The organism is Providencia sp. SP181 (assembly GCF_050446505.1).
Classification (GTDB): Bacteria; Pseudomonadota; Gammaproteobacteria; order Enterobacterales; family Enterobacteriaceae; genus Providencia; species Providencia vermicola.
In genome coordinates, this window is sequence record NZ_JBBPXM010000007.1 from 216,599 (window position 1) to 233,063 (window position 16,465).

Sequence of the window (16,465 nt, forward strand, 5' to 3'; positions counted from 1 at the left end):
CACCTGTTTTAAGGCTAAATTATGAAAAAATCAGTATTTCAGCAAGTTGGTGCTGCTTTATTATTTGCAGCCCTTTCATTTCCAACACTAGCAAAAGATAAAATTGTTATTGGCGAGCAAAATTGGACGGGTGCCATCGCTATCCAACATATTTTAGGCGAAGTTATTAAAAGTCGGTTAGATGGCGATGTAACCTATCTTGCGGGGGATTTGCCCGTGTTATTCGCTGCAGCAGGAAAAGACGATGGAACCGTGGATGTTCTGACGGATGTTTGGCTGCCAAACCAATCGGCAGCATGGGCAAAATACGTCACCGGCAGCAAAACATTGATACCAACTAAAAACCCTTATATTGGTGAGCAAGGGTTTTACATCCCAGGGTATTTACAAGATAAATACAACATTAAATCAGTTTATGACTTACAAAAACCTGAAATTGCGGCACTGTTTTCACCTTTAGGTGGCGGAAAGCCTGAGTTATTGGTCGGCCCTGCGGGGTGGGAGTCAACTTATATTGGCGAAATTAAAGCGAAAGACTATGGTTTTGGCGATAAATTTGCGCCAGTGTCAACTGAAGCTTCTGTTACATATGCAAAACTCGCAGCCGCTTATAAAGCTAAACGTGGCGTGATTTTCTATGCCTATACGCCTGATTGGATATTCGCAGCCTATGACTTACGCCGCCTAGAAGAGCCCACTTTTGATGGTTATGCGCAAGATAACAAAAAAGATGACCCAGCTTATAAGGCTGATGGATGTTGGAAATTTATCAGCCCAACAGTCGACTCTGATTGGTTAAATAAAAGCCATATTACATGTGCTTATCCTGATGCAAAAGTTTATGTGCTGTCTGCTGCGAGTATAGAAAAACGTTCTTCAAAAATTGCTGCCTTCTTGCGTAATGTGGCAATCGAACCTGCTGAGTTAAATCAACTTATTCTGCAAATTGAAAAGGAAAATGTACCACCTGCTATTGCGGCTAAAAATTGGGTTAAAAATAATTCAGCCACCGTTGATAAATGGTTGGCGGGTCAATAAGTAAATATTGATATCGATGACGAGGTCACTATGAGTCAGGAAGCGCTACAACAAGCCACTTTTGGCGCAGGTTGTTTCTGGGGAGCTGAAGCCGCGTTTCAAACGCAAAATGGGGTATTAAATAGCCGTGTAGGTTATGCACGTTCTGCCGATGAAACCTCTCCATGGATAGAAGTGGTACAGGTCGATTTTGACCCTCTGCAAACGAGTTATGATGAACTTTTATCGCTATTTTGGAAGATTCATAACCCACAATCTATTGATAAACAAGGTAATAATGTCGGTGAGAAATACCGTTCAGCGGTGTTTACGCATTCAATTGCTCAAGCCAATCAGGCAATCGCATCAAAAAAATTACTGGAGCAGCAGCATTATCAAGGTAAACCTGTCGCCACAGTAATCGTCACATTCGCAGAGTTTCAATTAGCGGATGAGAAAGATCAGCATTATGTGCAAAAGCATGGCGCTGGCGCTTGTTCAATTTGACCAATAAAAGGTAAACCATACTCAGCAGCCTCTCGTGGACTCATTATTGAGTGATAAGAGCAGGGGAGGGCTCTTCCTGAGGCATTTCAGAAGGTTGCTGAGTAGCATCAGATTCCACCGAAGAGGTCACAACCCCTTTTACGACCGTACGATATAAGCGCTTACCTTGAAGAGGCATCGCCATCAGCTCGCCATTTACGCTTTTAGCAACTGAAGGGGCGAGGAAGTCTCCCTGTAGTGTTGCATCAAAGTCACCGATAACTTGTGCTGGGAAACCTGACCATCCCCATTGATTTAAATCGATTAAATCAATGTTAGTCCCTGAAGCTCGCAACAAAAATGGCACTTTTTTCGGTTCTTGTTTCACTAATACACCAATCTTGCTGATACCTCTTTCCGTACTGACTGTTAAACTCGCTGCTGCGGAGGATTTCCCACTCTGACGTACTTCTAAGAACGGACGACGAACTAAAACTTGGTTAATTGTGCCGCTATCGGCATTGAATGTCGCCTTACCGCTCCAAACTCCCCACTGTTTTAGCTTAATGAGGTCAACATCTTCAATGTTGGCGCTTAACGCTGTGAATTCGAACGGGAATTCTGGCTGGATATTCATCAGCAACGATTGGGAGACAGTGAATTTTTTGATGGATAGGCCTGATAACCAAGAGGGTGCGGGTTCAGCAAAAAAAGCGAGCCAAGTTTCTGGTAGGGTATATAAAATGCCGCCTAGCTTACCTTCATTAATGGTAAGAACTTGATCATTACGTTGCCAAGCACCACTTAAATTAAATACGCCTTTGTTATAGTAGCCTGATAACTTGTTGATGTTTAGGTTGTCTCCATCAATATTCAAGTCACCGATTAGTGTACTTAGCTGTTGATCTTTCATGACTAATTGGTCAACATTAAAGCTAATTTTACTTTTAGGGTTTGTCCAGCTACCTCTGACCAAACTTAGCTGATCGATTTCTGTACTCAGCCCTGAAAGCGCCCAGTCTTTTCCTTGAATATCAATGTTAGTTAATTCAAGATTTTTGATTTGAATGGTTCTATCACTACTAATTGCATCAAATAATGTATCGAAATCAATACTGTTTTCCCAGCCAACCTTATTCATTGCTAATGAATCAATCGTAATTGCACCATCAGTAAATACTTTACCTTCACCTGCAATATAACCGTTATTTAGGTATGCACTCGCTTTGTTGATTTCAGTGACTTGCTCTTGCAACTTTCCAGTCAGTGCCACATTTTTAAATGGTAATTCATTGATTTTTAATTGGCTGGAGGTGAAACGAAAATCGCCATAGCCAAACGGATGATTCACTGTCGGCCTCCACGGCGTGATCCCCCCAGTAAACCCTGTAGCGAAAATGGTGTCATCACCTTGTTTAAGGGTTAGCTGACTATTTTCAAATTGCAGAATATCCGCCGAAATAGGCAGTGGTGTTGATTCAGGGGATAGGGTGGTAGAAAGCTCACCTTGTGTGATGATGAAGCGACGGATCGCTGTACCACTGAAAATATTGCGCCAATTTACATCAACCACGATTTGACGTGCATCTAGGGACAAGTCTTTGTTTTGTGAGGTTAATTGTACATCTTGGAAGATGAATTCGCCAGGGTTGGAAAATTCATGTCCCATAATCCCTACATGAATATCGTAGTCAGTAAATTTGCTAAGGAATTGACTCGAATAGGATGCTCCCCAGCGCGTTTGTAACCCAATGTAGGCGGCGATAAACAATAGCAGCAGTAGCAAGAATGCATAGGTAACAAATTTAATTAACCATTTCACAGCTAGCTGCTCCTCAAATTTGTGGGGGAATGCGTTTAATATCGCGATAATTTAAGGATAGCATACAGAAGAACCGCCAGAATATTCAACTCTAGCGGTTTAGATGAACGATTATTTTTCGAGTGGGAAAACTAAATTCAGTACAATTGCTGTTAATCCGCCTGCGGCAATACCAGAAGAAAACAAGGTTTTCAGCCAGTCTGGGGCAAATTGCAGAATTAACGGCTGCTGTGAAACTCCCATTCCAACAGCGAGTGACAGCGCGATAATCATAATCGCTCGGCGATTAAGTGGCTCGCGGGAAACAATACGCACACCAGATGCCGCAATCGTCCCAAACATCACAATGGTTGCACCGCCAAGAACGGGTTCAGGGATTTGCTGTACAAAACCCGCAACAGCAGGGAACAACCCCAGTAAAACAAGCATCAATGCGACGATATAACCCACATAGCGGCTAGCAACACCAGTTAATTGAATAACCCCGTTGTTCTGACCAAAACAGGAATTCGGGAAGGTATTAAATACGGCGGAAACCATTGAATTTAAGCCGTTTGCTAATACGCCACCCTTAATGCGTTTCATGTAAAGTGGGCCTCGAACGGGTTGTTCAGAAACGTCAGAGGTTGCGGTGATATCACCAATGGTTTCCAAAGAAGTTACCATAAAGATTAAGATCAGGGGGATCAACAAGTTCCAATCAAATGATAAACCATAATAGAAAGGTTCAGGTACAGTGATAATAGACTGATTTGGCTCAGTTGGCTGCGCATTTGGTAGCATATCCATCCACCAAGCAGCAAGGTAGCCTACTGCCATTGCTATGACTAAAGAGGCGACTCGTAGATAGGGATTTTTTTGGCGGTTGAGCAGAATAATGACTGCGAGAACAATGCCTGCCAAAATTAAATAATCAGGGGAGCCAAAGGTATTATCGCTAATTGCCCCATAACCGCCCCCAATAGAGGTGAGACCGACTTGGATCAGTGATAGTCCAATAATCATTACAACAACACCAGAGACCAATGGCGTAATGACGCGACGCGCTAAATGTAAGAAGCGAGACAAAATAACTTCAGTGAGCGCAGCAACTAATAACGTACCAAATAGTGCCGCCATCATGGATGGAATATCTGCCCCACCTTGCTTGAGTGCAACACCTCCCATAATTAAAGGTGCAACAAAGTTGAAACTGGTTCCTTGGATAGATAATAACCCTGAACCAATAGGCCCCCATGCTCTAATCTGAATTAAAGAGGCAATACCAGAAGCAAATAGAGACATGCTAATAATACGTTGGGTATCATGTGCAGGTAACCCGAGGGCTTGGCAGATCAGCATTGCGGGGGTGATAACAGCAACAAACATCGCGAGAAGGTGCTGCCCAGCCGCGAATAGGGCTTGGGGAAGCGGTGGCCTATCTTCTAATTTATAGATGAGCTCACTTTGGGTGTTTATCGTTGATTCCGTATTTTGTTTTTCAGACGTTGCTGTATTCATTGCCTTCATTTCCCACCAACAAAAAACGCATTGTAAAGCGACTAAATTAAAAAGCAATCGTTTGCGCAAAATAAATATTGTAAATAGTTAAACTAAGTTCATCACATTTTTATATCTTTTGACTTGTATTTATAACAGTTTTTTTTTCTAATCTGTTCACCTGTTTTTGGCGTTTTAAGGAAGAAATTAACGTCTTACTAATATTTAATAATTTTAACAACAGACGAGGTACGTAAATGTATCATCTCGATGTCTACGGGACTTTGGTAGCAGCTACATTAGTATTACTGCTTGGACGGAAACTCGTTAAAACCGTTCCTTTTTTAGAAAAATACACGATTCCAGAGCCTGTTGCAGGCGGATTGTTAGTCGCTTTTAGTCTACTTTTGCTGAAGCAAATGTTTGATTGGAGCTTGTCTTTCGACTTATCACTTCAAGAACCGATGATGTTGGCATTCTTCGCCACCATTGGTCTAAATGCCAACCTAGCGAGTTTAAAAGCAGGTGGTAAAGCGTTGTTTATCTTTATTTTTGTGGTTGTCGGTTTATTGCTTGTCCAGAATACTGTGGGGATTGCCCTTGCAAAACTACTGGGACTAGACCCATTAATGGGGCTACTTGCTGGTTCAATCACACTTTCTGGCGGTCATGGTACTGGCGCGGCATGGGGGAAAATATTCTCTGAAAGCTATGGTTTTAAAAGTGCAACCGAAGTTGCAATGGCATGTGCAACATTTGGGTTGGTCTTAGGGGGATTAATAGGAGGCCCTGTTGCACGATTCCTAACGCGAAATATTCCGACGCCAGGTACACTAGAAGACGATAAAGACGTTCCAACAGCGTTTGAAAAACCACAGTCAGGCCGTATGATAAGTTCAATGGTGCTGATTGAAACCATTGCCTTAATCGCTATCTGCTTATTGGTCGGTAGCTACCTTTCGGGTTTATTAGCGGAAACGGTGTTTGCTTTACCGAAATTTGTGTGTGTTCTTTTTGTCGGTGTGATCCTCAGTAATGGCTTATCCATACTGGGCTTTTACCGGGTGTTTGACCGTGCGGTTTCTGTATTAGGTAACGTTAGCTTATCATTGTTCTTAGCGATGGCATTAATGAGCTTAAAACTATGGGAGTTGGCATCATTAGCTATTCCAATGATTGTTATTCTTGCCGTGCAAGCATGTGTAATGGCGGGATACGCGATTTTTGTTACTTTCCGTGTGATGGGCAAAAACTACGATGCGGCTATTTTAGCGGCAGGTCACTGCGGTTTTGGCCTTGGTGCAACACCAACAGCGATTGCAAACATGCAAGCGGTTACAGATAGATTAGGACCATCTCACTTAGCATTCTTAGTTGTACCAATGGTTGGTGCATTCTTTATTGATATTGTGAATGCTATAGTCATTAAATTGTATCTGATGTTACCCGTTTTCCCGACTATTGCGGGATAATTAATATTCTAATCATCGATAGTAAAACAGGTATTGCCGTGAATAAGTTCACGGCAATTTTCGTTTAAAGAAGTGTATTTAGAACGTGGATTATGGATTATGCATGCCCATATTGCTCGCGCTCAGGTAGCCAGCGTTCAATAATTTGTTGTGCATTTTCAGGGTATTGTTGTTGAATATGGCGAGCAATGCGCTGCACTTCTGGCAACATATATTGATCACGGAGTAAGTCAGCCACTTTAAATTCAGCATTGCCTGTTTGCCTCGTGCCTAATAATTCTCCTGGCCCGCGAATTTCTAAGTCTTTTTGGGCGATGACGAAACCGTCGTTACTATCACGTAAGACTTGTAGGCGTTGCTTGGCGATATGGGTGAGCGGCGTTTTATATAAAAGTACACAGTGAGAAGCAATCGCCCCACGACCTACACGGCCTCTTAATTGATGCAGTTGAGCAAGGCCTAAACGCTCAGGATTATCAATAATCATTAAACTGGCATTGGGGACATCAACACCAACCTCAATTACAGTTGTCGCGACAAGTAGCTGAATTTCATTATTTTTGAATGCCGCCATAATGCTTTGTTTTTCAGCTGGCTTCATTCGTCCGTGAACGAGGCCCACTTTGAGTTCAGGGAGTGCTAGTGCCAGTTCTTCACTTGTCACTTCAGCTGCTTGGGCTTCTAATAGCTCAGAATCTTCGATGAGTGTACATACCCAATAGGCTTGGCGACCTTCGTCAATACAAGCTTGGCGTACACGTTCGATAATATCACTACGTCGTGTATCAGGGATGGCGACGGTAGTCACGGGTGTTCTCCCAGGAGGGAGTTCATCAATAACGGAAGTATCTAAGTCCGCATAGGCGGTCATCGCTAGCGTGCGTGGAATTGGTGTAGCGGTCATAATAAGTTGATGAGGGTGAAACCCTTGCTGCTCTCCTTTTTCACGCAGAGCGAGGCGCTGGTGAACGCCAAAACGATGCTGCTCATCAATGATCACTAAACCTAAGCGATTAAACTTCACTTGCTCTTGGAAAATAGCATGCGTTCCAACTACCATTGAAACTTCACCGCTTGCAATAGCTTCCTGTTGTAGTTCCCTCGCTTTCCCTTTTTGTTTACCAGCAAGCCAACCGACCTTGATGCCCAATGGTTCGAGCCATTGTTTGAAAGTATTTGCGTGTTGTTCAGCTAAAATTTCAGTCGGTGCCATTAAGGCAACTTGCTTACCATTTTCGATAGCACATACAGCGGCTAATGCAGCAACAAGGGTTTTTCCTGAGCCCACATCTCCTTGAATTAAACGCATCATTGGTGAGTCTTTCGCGAGATCAGCTTCAATTTCACCCACAACACGGTTTTGTGCATTGGTTGGTGAAAAAGGTAACTGTGCGAGCAGTTGTGCCTTTAGCTTGCCATTAGAGGTTAACCGTTGTGCATACAAACGTTCGTTACCAGCTCGAATTGCTAACATACTTAAGTGGTGAGCTAACAATTCTTCAAGTATCAAACGTTTTTGTGCAGGATGGTGACCTTTTTCTAATTCACTGAGTGCAACATTGGGGGGCGGGTTATGCAGTAATCGTATTGCATCTGGCAGGCTTATCATGCCACGGCTCAGTTCTTCAGGAAGTAACTCTTTAATTTTATTGTTATCAAGCATGACCAGAGCTTGATCCATGACTTTGCGTAACGTGGCTTGGCGAACCCCTTCTGTAGTGGGATAAACAGGCGTCAGATTTTCCTGCAGCGTAATACTGCCTGTATCTTGAGAAACTTTATATTCAGGGTGAATAATCTCAGGGCCTGTATTACCTCTGCGAATTTCGCCATAGGCGGTAACTTGTCGGCCTTCTGCTAAGTTGTTTTTCATCGCAGCAGAGAAATTAAAAAAGCGCAGTGTTAAGTTGCCTGTTCCATCAGTAATGAGGCTGGTCATCATTCGCTTTCGACCAAAAACCACTTTTGTTTGGATCACTTCACCTGTGATAGTCGCCGTTGTTCCAGGTAAAAGGTCTTTGATTTGGTACAAACGGGTATGGTCTTCGTAGCGAAGTGGAAAATGAAGAAGTAGGTCTTGAACGGTGTTCAAACCGATTTTACGCATTTTTTCTGACTGGCTTGCACCAATTCCATGCAGCGAAGTCAGTGAAATGGTATCAAGTAGCCCACTATTCATGTTCTTTCCTTTTCCTTAACCAAATTGTTGTCTTTTCATTTTTTCGGTTAGTTGCATTTGCACCCACCAATCATCAGTGGCTTCAATTTGCCCTTGTTCATTGATATATGGACGCGGCAAGCCTTTGCGTTTAGCCACTTCAGCAAGTACAGGATAACCCCCTTCAAATAGCCACTCTTGCTGCTCTTGCGCTGACAGCGTGCTGTGTTGGCGGTCATACATGCCGGCTAATTGCCGCTGCCTTTGCGCTTCATAGAGTATTAAGGCAGAGGCGACAGAAACATTCAATGATTGCACCATACCCGCCATTGGAATAATGATGTGCTTATCTGCCAGTGCGAGCGCTTGCTTTGAAATACCTTTTTTCTCTTGTCCCACCATAATACAAGTTGGGCGGGTATAATCAATTTCGCGAAAATCAACAGCGTGCTCAGATAAGTTTGTCACTAATACCTGCATATTTTGTGATTTTATTTGTGAAATAGCATCTTCAGTTGATTGATGAGAGATAACCTTTACCCAACTGTTACTACCTGCGGCGGAAGAGACGGATAATTTAACCTGTTGGTCTGGCCAAATAGCATGAATTTGGTGAATACCCACAGCATCAGCGCTGCGGACTATCGCAGAAACATTATGGGGTTTATGAATTTCTTCAAGGCAAATCGTGAGGTCTGGCTGCCGCATCGCCATCATTTGGCAAATGCGGCGATAGCGGCGTTCATTCATATTCGTTAGTTACGGTTTCGGCTTACTCGTAGAACATCTGGCATGATACGTATCTTACGCATAACATTTGCCAGCTGAACACGGTTTTTAGTGGTCAGGCGGATAAAGGCACAGTATACACGACCATCTTTCTCCTCAGTATTCATACTCTGAATGCTTGAGTTGGCATCATTAATTGCAGCCGTGAGGTTTGCAAGCGCACCTTGATGGTTAATCATGTCTACTTTGATTTCAGCGATGAAATCGGTATCAGTTTCGTTATCCCATTCAACGGCCATAAATTTATCGGGCTCTTTTTGGTAGCCACGGATATTACGGCAAGATTCATGGTGAATAACTAGGCCTTTTCCAGGGCTAATATGTGCCACGATAGGGTCACCAGGAATTGGGCGGCAACATTTTGCAAAGGTGATTAAAACACCGTCAGCACCTTTGATAGACAGTTTATTACGGCTTTCAATGACAGCTTGATCTTCTAGTGTGCCCTGTGGATTATTTTGTAAGTTACGCGCGACAACAACACTCATTGCGTTGCCTAAGCCTATTTCGGCAAGCAAATCATCAATAGAATTGAGCTTCATGCGGGCCAGTTCAGCATCGATATGATTTTGAGGAATATCGGCGAGTTTATTTCCTGCCCCTAAAGCATGATTAAGTAACCGTCGACCAAGATTAATTGAGTCTTCGCGTTTTAAATTTTTCAGTAACTGGCGAATTTTGGCGCGAGCTTTTGAGCTGACAACAAAATTAAGCCAAGCGGCATTTGGACGTGCACCTGGCGCTGTTATGATTTCAACGGTTTGACCACTACTCAATGACTGGGATAACGGGTATGGTTGTCGGTCAACACGAGCACCAACACAAGCGTGTCCAATATCTGTATGCACCGCATAAGCAAAATCAACAGGGGTTGCGCCTGTTGGTAACTCAACAATACGACCTTCGGGGGTGAAAACGTAGATTTCATCAGGGAATAAGTCTGATTTCACGCTTTCGATAAATTCAAATGAGCTACCTGCACTTTGCTGTAATTCAAGCAGGCTCTGCATCCAACGCTGTGCTCTGACTTGCGCTGTAGTGCCTTGTTCACCTTGCTCTTTATAGGCCCAGTGAGCAGCAACGCCCATCTCTGCCATTTGGTCCATATCCTCGGTGCGAATTTGGACTTCAACTGGCACGCCATGTGGCCCAATTAAAGAGGTGTGCAGGGATTGATAGCCGTTAGCTTTAGGGATAGCAATATAGTCTTTAATACGCCCTGGACGTGGTTTGTATAAGCTATGCATCTGACCTAAAACACGGTAGCAGGTATCTACATCTTTGACGATGACCCTAAAAGCATAGATATCCATGATGGAATGGAAACGTTGCTCTTTTTGGTGCATCTTACGGTAGATAGAATATAAGTGTTTTTCTCGACCACTGACACGACAAGGAACACCAGCTTCAGTGAGTCGACCGTCAATTTCAGAGAGAATTTTTTGGATCATCTCTTTTCGGTTACCACGAGCCGCTTTAACGACTTCTTTGATAACTCTGTAACGGTTAGGATAGAGTGCTTCAAAACCAAGCTCTTCGAGCTCTGTTTTTATATGGTGTATACCCAGCCGATGTGCTAGCGGGCTATAAATCTCTAGGGTCTCACGAGCAATACGGCGACGTTTATCAGGCCTTAATGAGCCTAATGTGCGCATGTTGTGAGTGCGGTCTGCCAGTTTAATCAAAATGACGCGAATGTCTTTGACCATCGCCATAATCATTTTGCGGAAGTTTTCTGCTTGAGCTTCTTTTTTGTCGCGAAAGTTTAGCTTATCAAGTTTGGAAACACCTTCAACAAGACCTGCGACGGTTGTTCCAAACAATTCTTCTATGTCCTGAAATGTTGCTGGAGTATCCTCAATCACATCATGAAGTAGCGCAGCCATAAGTGTTTCATGATCCAGACGCATTTGGGCAAGAATACAAGCAACAGCAACAGGGTGAGTAATATAAGGCTCACCACTTGAACGGGTCTGTCCTTCATGGGCATCCCGTGCGACAACATAGGCTTGTTTTAGTAATTCAATTTGCTCCTTAGGGAGGTATTTTTGAATAACTAAATTAAGGCTTTCAAACAGATACAAGGCAGACCCACCTTAGTAATTAGCGACGACCTTCAGCGATTGCCGAAACTGCCTGCATTTCAGCCGCTTCTTGCTCTTGCTGTTCTTGGCGTTCACGCACATCCAAAATGTGACCGTTAATTAAACCTTCTTCTACTTCACGTAGCGCGATAACTGTGTATTTATCGTTTTCTTCAGGAACTAAAGGGTCTTTTCCACCAGTTTGTAACTGGCGAGCTCTGCGTGCTGCGACCAATACGAGGTCAAAGCGGTTACCAATTTTCTCTACTGCGTCTTGAACAGTTACGCGTGCCATAAGTGTGCTACTCCAAAAGAAATAAAAAAATGACCTGATATGATACTGAAACTATTCTCAGTCTGCTAGTAATTTGCTGATTAAAGCATCATGTCTCTGAACTTGGCGCCCTAATTTTAAGCGTTCAGTGCGGATAATGGATTGTAAATCGCCTAATGCGGTATTGAAATCATCATTAACGATAAGGTAATCATACTCGTTGAAGTGTTCGATTTCACCTACTGCTTGTGACATTCGTTTTTCAATGACTTCATCACTATCCTGGCCACGGCCACGTAGCCTGCGATAAAGTTCGTCTTTGGATGGTGGGAGAATAAAAATACTGCGCGCTTCTGGCATTCTAGCCCTAATTTGTTGCGCTCCCTGCCAATCTATATCAAGAAAAACATCCACTCCACTTTTTAAAACGTCTTCAATAATAGGTTTAGACGTTCCATAGTAATTTCCAAAGACACAAGCGTGCTCTAAAAAGTCACCATTTTCGACCATTTGTAAGAAATCAGTTTCTGATACAAAGAAATAGTGCTCACCATGAACTTCACCAGGGCGTGCAGCTCGAGTTGTATGAGAAACAGAAACTTGCGTGTCATACAACGGTTGTGTTTTCAATAGAGCCTGAATAAGGCTTGATTTACCCGCACCACTAGGCGCAGAAACAATATATAACGTACCTTGTATCATGATGATTTCTTGAATAGTCGAGGGTTAAACATAAAAGACGGAGATAAACCCCACATAGTATACACACACTTCCATCAACATGCAGCGATATCAATAAAACATAAATAGTAGAGAAGAGAAATTTGATCTATGAGTAATCTGCGAGCAGCTTCCAGAAATTAATTGAGTATTCTTGAAAATCACATCTGTCTTGCGAAGCTTTTCGCAAAAAAACACATTTTAGCGTGAGCGTTAAGAAAAATACTTTCATGCTTAAAAAGATAAAGCGTATTGAGTATAGGGGAAGTTAATTATTTAAAAGGAATTGTTATGGCATGTTTTATGGATAAATTTAGGAGTAACTTAGCGTTTATTATTGGTATGTTGATGGTTGGTTTTTGGGGAATTGGTAGTTTAGCCTTTGGTTCCAGTCATGTTGAATTAAATGAGCATTGCGAATTAGGGAACATGAGTGAGATTGAGCGAGAAAGCCATCGGTTAGGCGCTCAGTTACAGGAATGGAATCAGGTCTATCGGTTATCTGGTCATAGCCAAATTAGTGATGAAGCTTATGACCAATTACTTCATCAATGGCAATCTTTACGCCGTTGCCAGCAACTTTCTGAAGAACTTCCCGAAGTTGTGCTACCTAAAAAAGTACAACTTATTAAACATCCTATTCCCCATACAGGATTGAAAAAGCTAGCCGAATCTGAGGTATATAAATGGGTTGATTCTCGCCGTGAAATCTGGTTACAACCGAAAGTGGATGGCGTGGCAGTAACCCTTGTCTATCAAAATGGTCATCTTATTTCTATGATCAGCCGTGGTAATGGCATTGAAGGCTTAGAATGGCGCGATAAAGCTGACTTTATACCTGCAATTCCAAAGCAGATTGATATACATAAAAGTGTCATTTTACAAGGTGAACTTTTCTGGCGGTTGAACCAGCACATCCAAGCAAAAAGTGGGGGAGTAAACGCCCGAAATAAAATAGCGGGTTGGTTAATGCGTAAGGCACAGCCAAAAGTTCTTGAGCCTGATATCGGAATATTTATTTGGGCTTGGCCAAACGGTGAATCAGAACCAATGAAACAGCTTCAGGATCTTGCTCAATTAGGGTTTCCCTTAGCAAAAAAATATAGTCACAAAATTGAAAATAAAACACAAGTAAAGCAATGGCGTGAGCACTATTATCAAAATGAACTTCCTTTCGCCACGGATGGTATCGTACTAAAAAGTTATCCATTTCCAGATGCGTTTGCGTGGAAACCAAATCAAAATAGTTGGGCGGTTGCTTGGAAATATCCACTGCGTAGAGTGGCTTCAGTGGTCAAGTATTTACAATTCAAAGTTGGCCGAACAGGACGAGTGAGCGTTGTTGCGACGATTAACCCCATCAATCTTGAAGGAAAAACTATCTCTAGAGTCAGTATTGGCTCATTGGCATCTTGGAGAAAAAAAGATTTACTTGAAGGAGATAAAGTCTTGGTTACTCTTTCGGGTCTTGGAACACCTAAAATAGAAGACGTTATTTGGCGGCTTGAAAAGCGTACATATCCAGATCTTTCTACTTTTGATAGTTTTAATTCACTTAGTTGCTTAGCATATACAAATGCTTGCTTACAACAGTTTGTTGCTCGTTTAATTTGGTTAGGTAAAAGCTTAAAAATTAAAGGGGTGAATGAGGCCACATGGCGTGACTGGGTTGAAAATCATCAGCTAACTGAGTTAACGACATGGCTACGACAAGATTGGCAAAACGGGCTACCGAAAAACAAAAAAAATACCTCTTCAATCGAACAGTTTCAATCAGTTAAATTTCAATCAATCCCATTATGGCTAAAAGGTTTAGGTATCCCCTTACCGAAAATGAAAATTGAGCAAATTATAGCGCTAGAGGGCCTTTATAACAGTTCTGAAATTGAACGCTTAAAGCTAACCCAAAAGCAAAATGAAAAGTTAGAAAAATGGTTAGCTGAGCCTGAAGTTCAATCTGCGTTACAAGCCATACAGAAATTTAAAGCAAATGAGCCATTAACTGAATAAATTAATGGCTCAATAGAATAGAGGTTAATCTTGGTTTTCGTAGTTAAATATCGGTAATCCAAGTCGGTAGCGAATTGCGATTAAGCGTGCACTTAACCCGACAACAAGGGTAATAATAACGACGATATCTTGGGGGAGTGGGGTTTGTAACAAACCGATATAAATCCATGCGGCTGCGAAAGAGACCCCAGCATAGACTTCTTTTTGGAAAACCAAAGGAATGGTATTACACAGCATATCCCTGAGAACGCCACCAAATACACCAGTGATAACGGCAGCAATTGCGGCAATAATAGGGCTATAATTCATATCGAGCGCAATTTGAGCACCGAGAATAGAGAAAACGATTAGCCCAATGGCATCCAAAATAAGAAATAGGCGGCGCAAGTGTTTCATCATTGGCGCTATCCAAATGGTGACAACAGCTGCGCCAGCAACAGTTAGGATATATTCTGGGTGTGCGACCCAGCCTAATGGGTAGTGTCCAAGTAAGATATCACGCACAGAACCACCGCCTATAGCGGTTGCAGAGGCAATAATAATGACACCGAAGACATCCATTTTACGTCTACCAGCTGCCAGAGCGCCTGTCATTGCTTCAGCGGTGATACCTATAATATAAAGCACACTTAATAACATAATGGTTTTATTCAATATTAAAGTTATTGCTAAAGGGTAATATTACTTTTGAAATTTCTCGACTGAGATTTTCTAGTACCATGCAAATTAGATTAGTTAAAGTAATCCGATAGCTATATTAAATGATGTGAAAGGATAACAGATTGAATAGTAAATTGCCTTATAAAGAAACACGTTTAACAAACGATAATCGGAGCCACCAACTTACGAACATTAATGTATGGACACCTGATAGCTTGTGGATAGCTTATGACATTCGACCAAATGGCAGTTCATTTACGGGTTTATCGATAGAAAAAATTCATGTAAATACATTGGAAGAAGTCGAAATTTATCGAGCTAACTATGGGGCGCATGTTGGTGTCGTGACAGTAAGTTCACAACACCCCCCTCAATATGCATTCATTCATGGCCCAGAATACCCTGATGAGCAATGGTATTATGACTTTCATCATCGCCGTGGTGTATATGTCCATGACATTCAACTGAATGTGGCTTGTCCTATTGATGCGATGTGTATTTCACCGCCTTATATTGCAGGTGCACTGAGAGGGGGGACTCATGTCCATGTGTATAGTCCTGATGGTAAATGGTTAAGTTTTACGTATAACGACCATGTGATGCATGAGTTAGATGTGACGTTGGATCAACGGAATGTGGCTATTGCTGTACCCGCAGGGGCTGTTAATGTTGAGCCAAAAAAACATAAACGTGAGTATAATGGGGACTACTTTTGTTGTGTTGTGAGCCAGACGATTGCAGAACCTAAGCCTGATAGTGATGAAATTAGCCGTGCCTATGAAGAAGGTTGGGTTGGGCAACGAGGTTACCAAAAGCAAGATGGTCAATGGCAAGAAAGGGCACTTGTTTTTATTGGGGATACACATACTCAGGATGGTGAGGTCATTCCTGAAATTTTCATTGTGGATTTACCTTCACAGCCTCAATGTTGTATGGTTGCAGGGGAAAAACCACTTCAGGGGACGGAGTTGAGTCTGCCTGCACCACCAAAAGGTGTACATCAAAAGCGGCTTACTTATACGCATCAGCGTAAGTATCCAGGTTTAGCAAAACAGCCGAGGCATTGGCTTCGTACTTCACCAGATGGTAAATCAATAGCTTGTTTGATGCATGATGATTTTGGCAACGTGCAGTTATGGTTAGTTAATAGTGTAACGGGGGAGCTAAATCAAATCACTCATGGTGATTCTTCAATACAATCTGCATTTAATTGGGATAGTAAAGGTGAGCATATTTGCTTCGTGTACGACAACAGTGTGACCATTTGCCATGTTGCGACACAAACGTTAATTAGATTAACTGAGCGTACTGAACAAGCGCCTAGCGCTGATGCGGTCGTTTTTTCTCCGAATGATAAACTTATCGCATTCATGCGAGACATAGAAGGTTTTAGACAACTTTATATCGTAGAAACGGGTTTACATTGTTAGAATAATATCAGTAGGTCACTATAATTATGAATAAAAGAGAAGTAGTAAGCTATTTTATTCATAA

The 16,465-nt window shown here is 42.3% G+C and carries 13 protein-coding genes; 5 read left to right on the forward strand and 8 right to left on the reverse strand.

Features of this window, described 5'->3' with window-relative positions; genetic code table 11:
• Positions 1-21 precede the first annotated feature (21 nt).
• Both AABS66_RS13940 and msrA read left to right on the forward strand, forming a co-directional pair.
• Complete coding sequence (locus AABS66_RS13940; protein WP_206084887.1) at positions 22-1,038, forward strand: glycine betaine ABC transporter substrate-binding protein; 1,017 nt, start codon at positions 22-24, stop codon at positions 1,036-1,038.
• Between the two features lie 30 nt (positions 1,039-1,068).
• Positions 1,069-1,524 carry a peptide-methionine (S)-S-oxide reductase MsrA gene (msrA, locus tag AABS66_RS13945; RefSeq protein ID WP_206084885.1) on the forward strand — a complete coding sequence of 152 codons (456 nt, stop codon included), beginning with the start codon at positions 1,069-1,071 and terminating at the stop codon, positions 1,522-1,524.
• Positions 1,525-1,567: 43 nt separating this feature from the next.
• Here the strand turns inward: msrA and AABS66_RS13950 are convergent, their stop codons facing one another.
• Together AABS66_RS13950 and AABS66_RS13955 are read right to left on the reverse strand one after the other, a co-directional pair.
• A complete protein-coding gene (locus AABS66_RS13950) occupies positions 1,568-3,325 on the reverse strand; it encodes an AsmA family protein (protein WP_430225053.1) in 1,758 nt (585 codons plus the stop codon).
• A gap of 111 nt (positions 3,326-3,436) precedes the next feature.
• Entirely contained in the window at positions 3,437-4,825 is a 1,389-nt protein-coding gene (locus tag AABS66_RS13955; protein WP_206084876.1) for a uracil-xanthine permease family protein, read from the reverse strand.
• A 236-nt stretch (positions 4,826-5,061) separates the two neighbouring features.
• Between AABS66_RS13955 and gltS the strand changes: the two genes are divergently transcribed.
• A complete protein-coding gene (gltS, locus tag AABS66_RS13960) occupies positions 5,062-6,276 on the forward strand; it encodes a sodium/glutamate symporter (RefSeq protein WP_206084875.1) in 1,215 nt (404 codons plus the stop codon).
• Between the two features lie 97 nt (positions 6,277-6,373).
• Here the strand turns inward: gltS and recG are convergent, their stop codons facing one another.
• The 5 genes from recG to gmk are packed head-to-tail and all read right to left on the reverse strand — an operon-like array spanning position 6,374 to position 12,283.
• Complete coding sequence (gene recG / locus AABS66_RS13965; RefSeq protein ID WP_430225054.1) at positions 6,374-8,455, reverse strand: ATP-dependent DNA helicase RecG; 2,082 nt, start codon at positions 8,453-8,455, stop codon at positions 6,374-6,376.
• Between the two features lie 15 nt (positions 8,456-8,470).
• Positions 8,471-9,184 (reverse strand): tRNA (guanosine(18)-2'-O)-methyltransferase TrmH, encoded by a 714-nt coding sequence (gene trmH / locus AABS66_RS13970; protein ID WP_206084867.1) that lies wholly within the window; start codon positions 9,182-9,184, stop codon positions 8,471-8,473.
• Between the two features lie 5 nt (positions 9,185-9,189).
• The gene (gene spoT / locus AABS66_RS13975) at positions 9,190-11,307 is read right to left on the reverse strand and encodes a bifunctional GTP diphosphokinase/guanosine-3',5'-bis pyrophosphate 3'-pyrophosphohydrolase (protein ID WP_206084865.1); all 2,118 of its coding nucleotides are present in this window, start codon (positions 11,305-11,307) and stop codon (positions 9,190-9,192) included.
• 19 nt (positions 11,308-11,326) lie between these two features.
• Positions 11,327-11,602, reverse strand: a complete 276-nt coding sequence (gene rpoZ / locus AABS66_RS13980) for a DNA-directed RNA polymerase subunit omega (RefSeq protein WP_004262665.1) — start codon at positions 11,600-11,602, stop codon at positions 11,327-11,329.
• A 57-nt stretch (positions 11,603-11,659) separates the two neighbouring features.
• Positions 11,660-12,283: a guanylate kinase gene (gene gmk, locus AABS66_RS13985; protein ID WP_206084863.1), complete on the reverse strand. Its 624-nt coding sequence runs from the start codon at positions 12,281-12,283 to the stop codon at positions 11,660-11,662.
• 321 nt (positions 12,284-12,604) lie between these two features.
• On the opposite strand from gmk, the gene ligB reads away from it, so the two are divergent.
• Positions 12,605-14,311 carry an NAD-dependent DNA ligase LigB gene (ligB, locus tag AABS66_RS13990; protein ID WP_430225055.1) on the forward strand — a complete coding sequence of 569 codons (1,707 nt, stop codon included), beginning with the start codon at positions 12,605-12,607 and terminating at the stop codon, positions 14,309-14,311.
• Positions 14,312-14,335: 24 nt separating this feature from the next.
• On the opposite strand, the gene AABS66_RS13995 is transcribed toward ligB, so the two are convergent.
• Positions 14,336-14,950: a trimeric intracellular cation channel family protein gene (locus AABS66_RS13995; RefSeq protein WP_206085224.1), complete on the reverse strand. Its 615-nt coding sequence runs from the start codon at positions 14,948-14,950 to the stop codon at positions 14,336-14,338.
• Positions 14,951-15,093: 143 nt separating this feature from the next.
• Here AABS66_RS13995 and AABS66_RS14000 point away from each other — a divergent pair, with 143 nt between their 5' ends.
• Positions 15,094-16,401, forward strand: coding sequence for a DUF3748 domain-containing protein (locus tag AABS66_RS14000; RefSeq protein ID WP_241016857.1), 1,308 nt, complete (start codon positions 15,094-15,096; stop codon positions 16,399-16,401).
• The last annotated feature ends 64 nt before the right edge of the window (positions 16,402-16,465 follow it).

What these genes read in the sequence shown, in the direction of transcription:
- AABS66_RS13940 (WP_206084887.1), top strand. Translation starts at nt 22, where the DNA reads ATGAAAAAATCAGTATTTCAGCAAGTTGGTGCTGCTTTATTATTTGCA.
- msrA (WP_206084885.1), top strand. Translation starts at nt 1,069, where the DNA reads ATGAGTCAGGAAGCGCTACAACAAGCCACTTTTGGCGCAGGTTGTTTC.
- AABS66_RS13955 (WP_206084876.1), bottom strand. Translation starts at nt 4,825, where the DNA reads ATGAATACAGCAACGTCTGAAAAACAAAATACGGAATCAACGATAAAC.
- gltS (WP_206084875.1), top strand. Translation starts at nt 5,062, where the DNA reads ATGTATCATCTCGATGTCTACGGGACTTTGGTAGCAGCTACATTAGTA.
- recG (WP_430225054.1), bottom strand. Translation starts at nt 8,455, where the DNA reads ATGAATAGTGGGCTACTTGATACCATTTCACTGACTTCGCTGCATGGA.
- trmH (WP_206084867.1), bottom strand. Translation starts at nt 9,184, where the DNA reads ATGAATGAACGCCGCTATCGCCGCATTTGCCAAATGATGGCGATGCGG.
- rpoZ (WP_004262665.1), bottom strand. Translation starts at nt 11,602, where the DNA reads ATGGCACGCGTAACTGTTCAAGACGCAGTAGAGAAAATTGGTAACCGC.
- gmk (WP_206084863.1), bottom strand. Translation starts at nt 12,283, where the DNA reads ATGATACAAGGTACGTTATATATTGTTTCTGCGCCTAGTGGTGCGGGT.
- ligB (WP_430225055.1), top strand. Translation starts at nt 12,605, where the DNA reads ATGGATAAATTTAGGAGTAACTTAGCGTTTATTATTGGTATGTTGATG.
- AABS66_RS13995 (WP_206085224.1), bottom strand. Translation starts at nt 14,950, where the DNA reads ATGTTATTAAGTGTGCTTTATATTATAGGTATCACCGCTGAAGCAATG.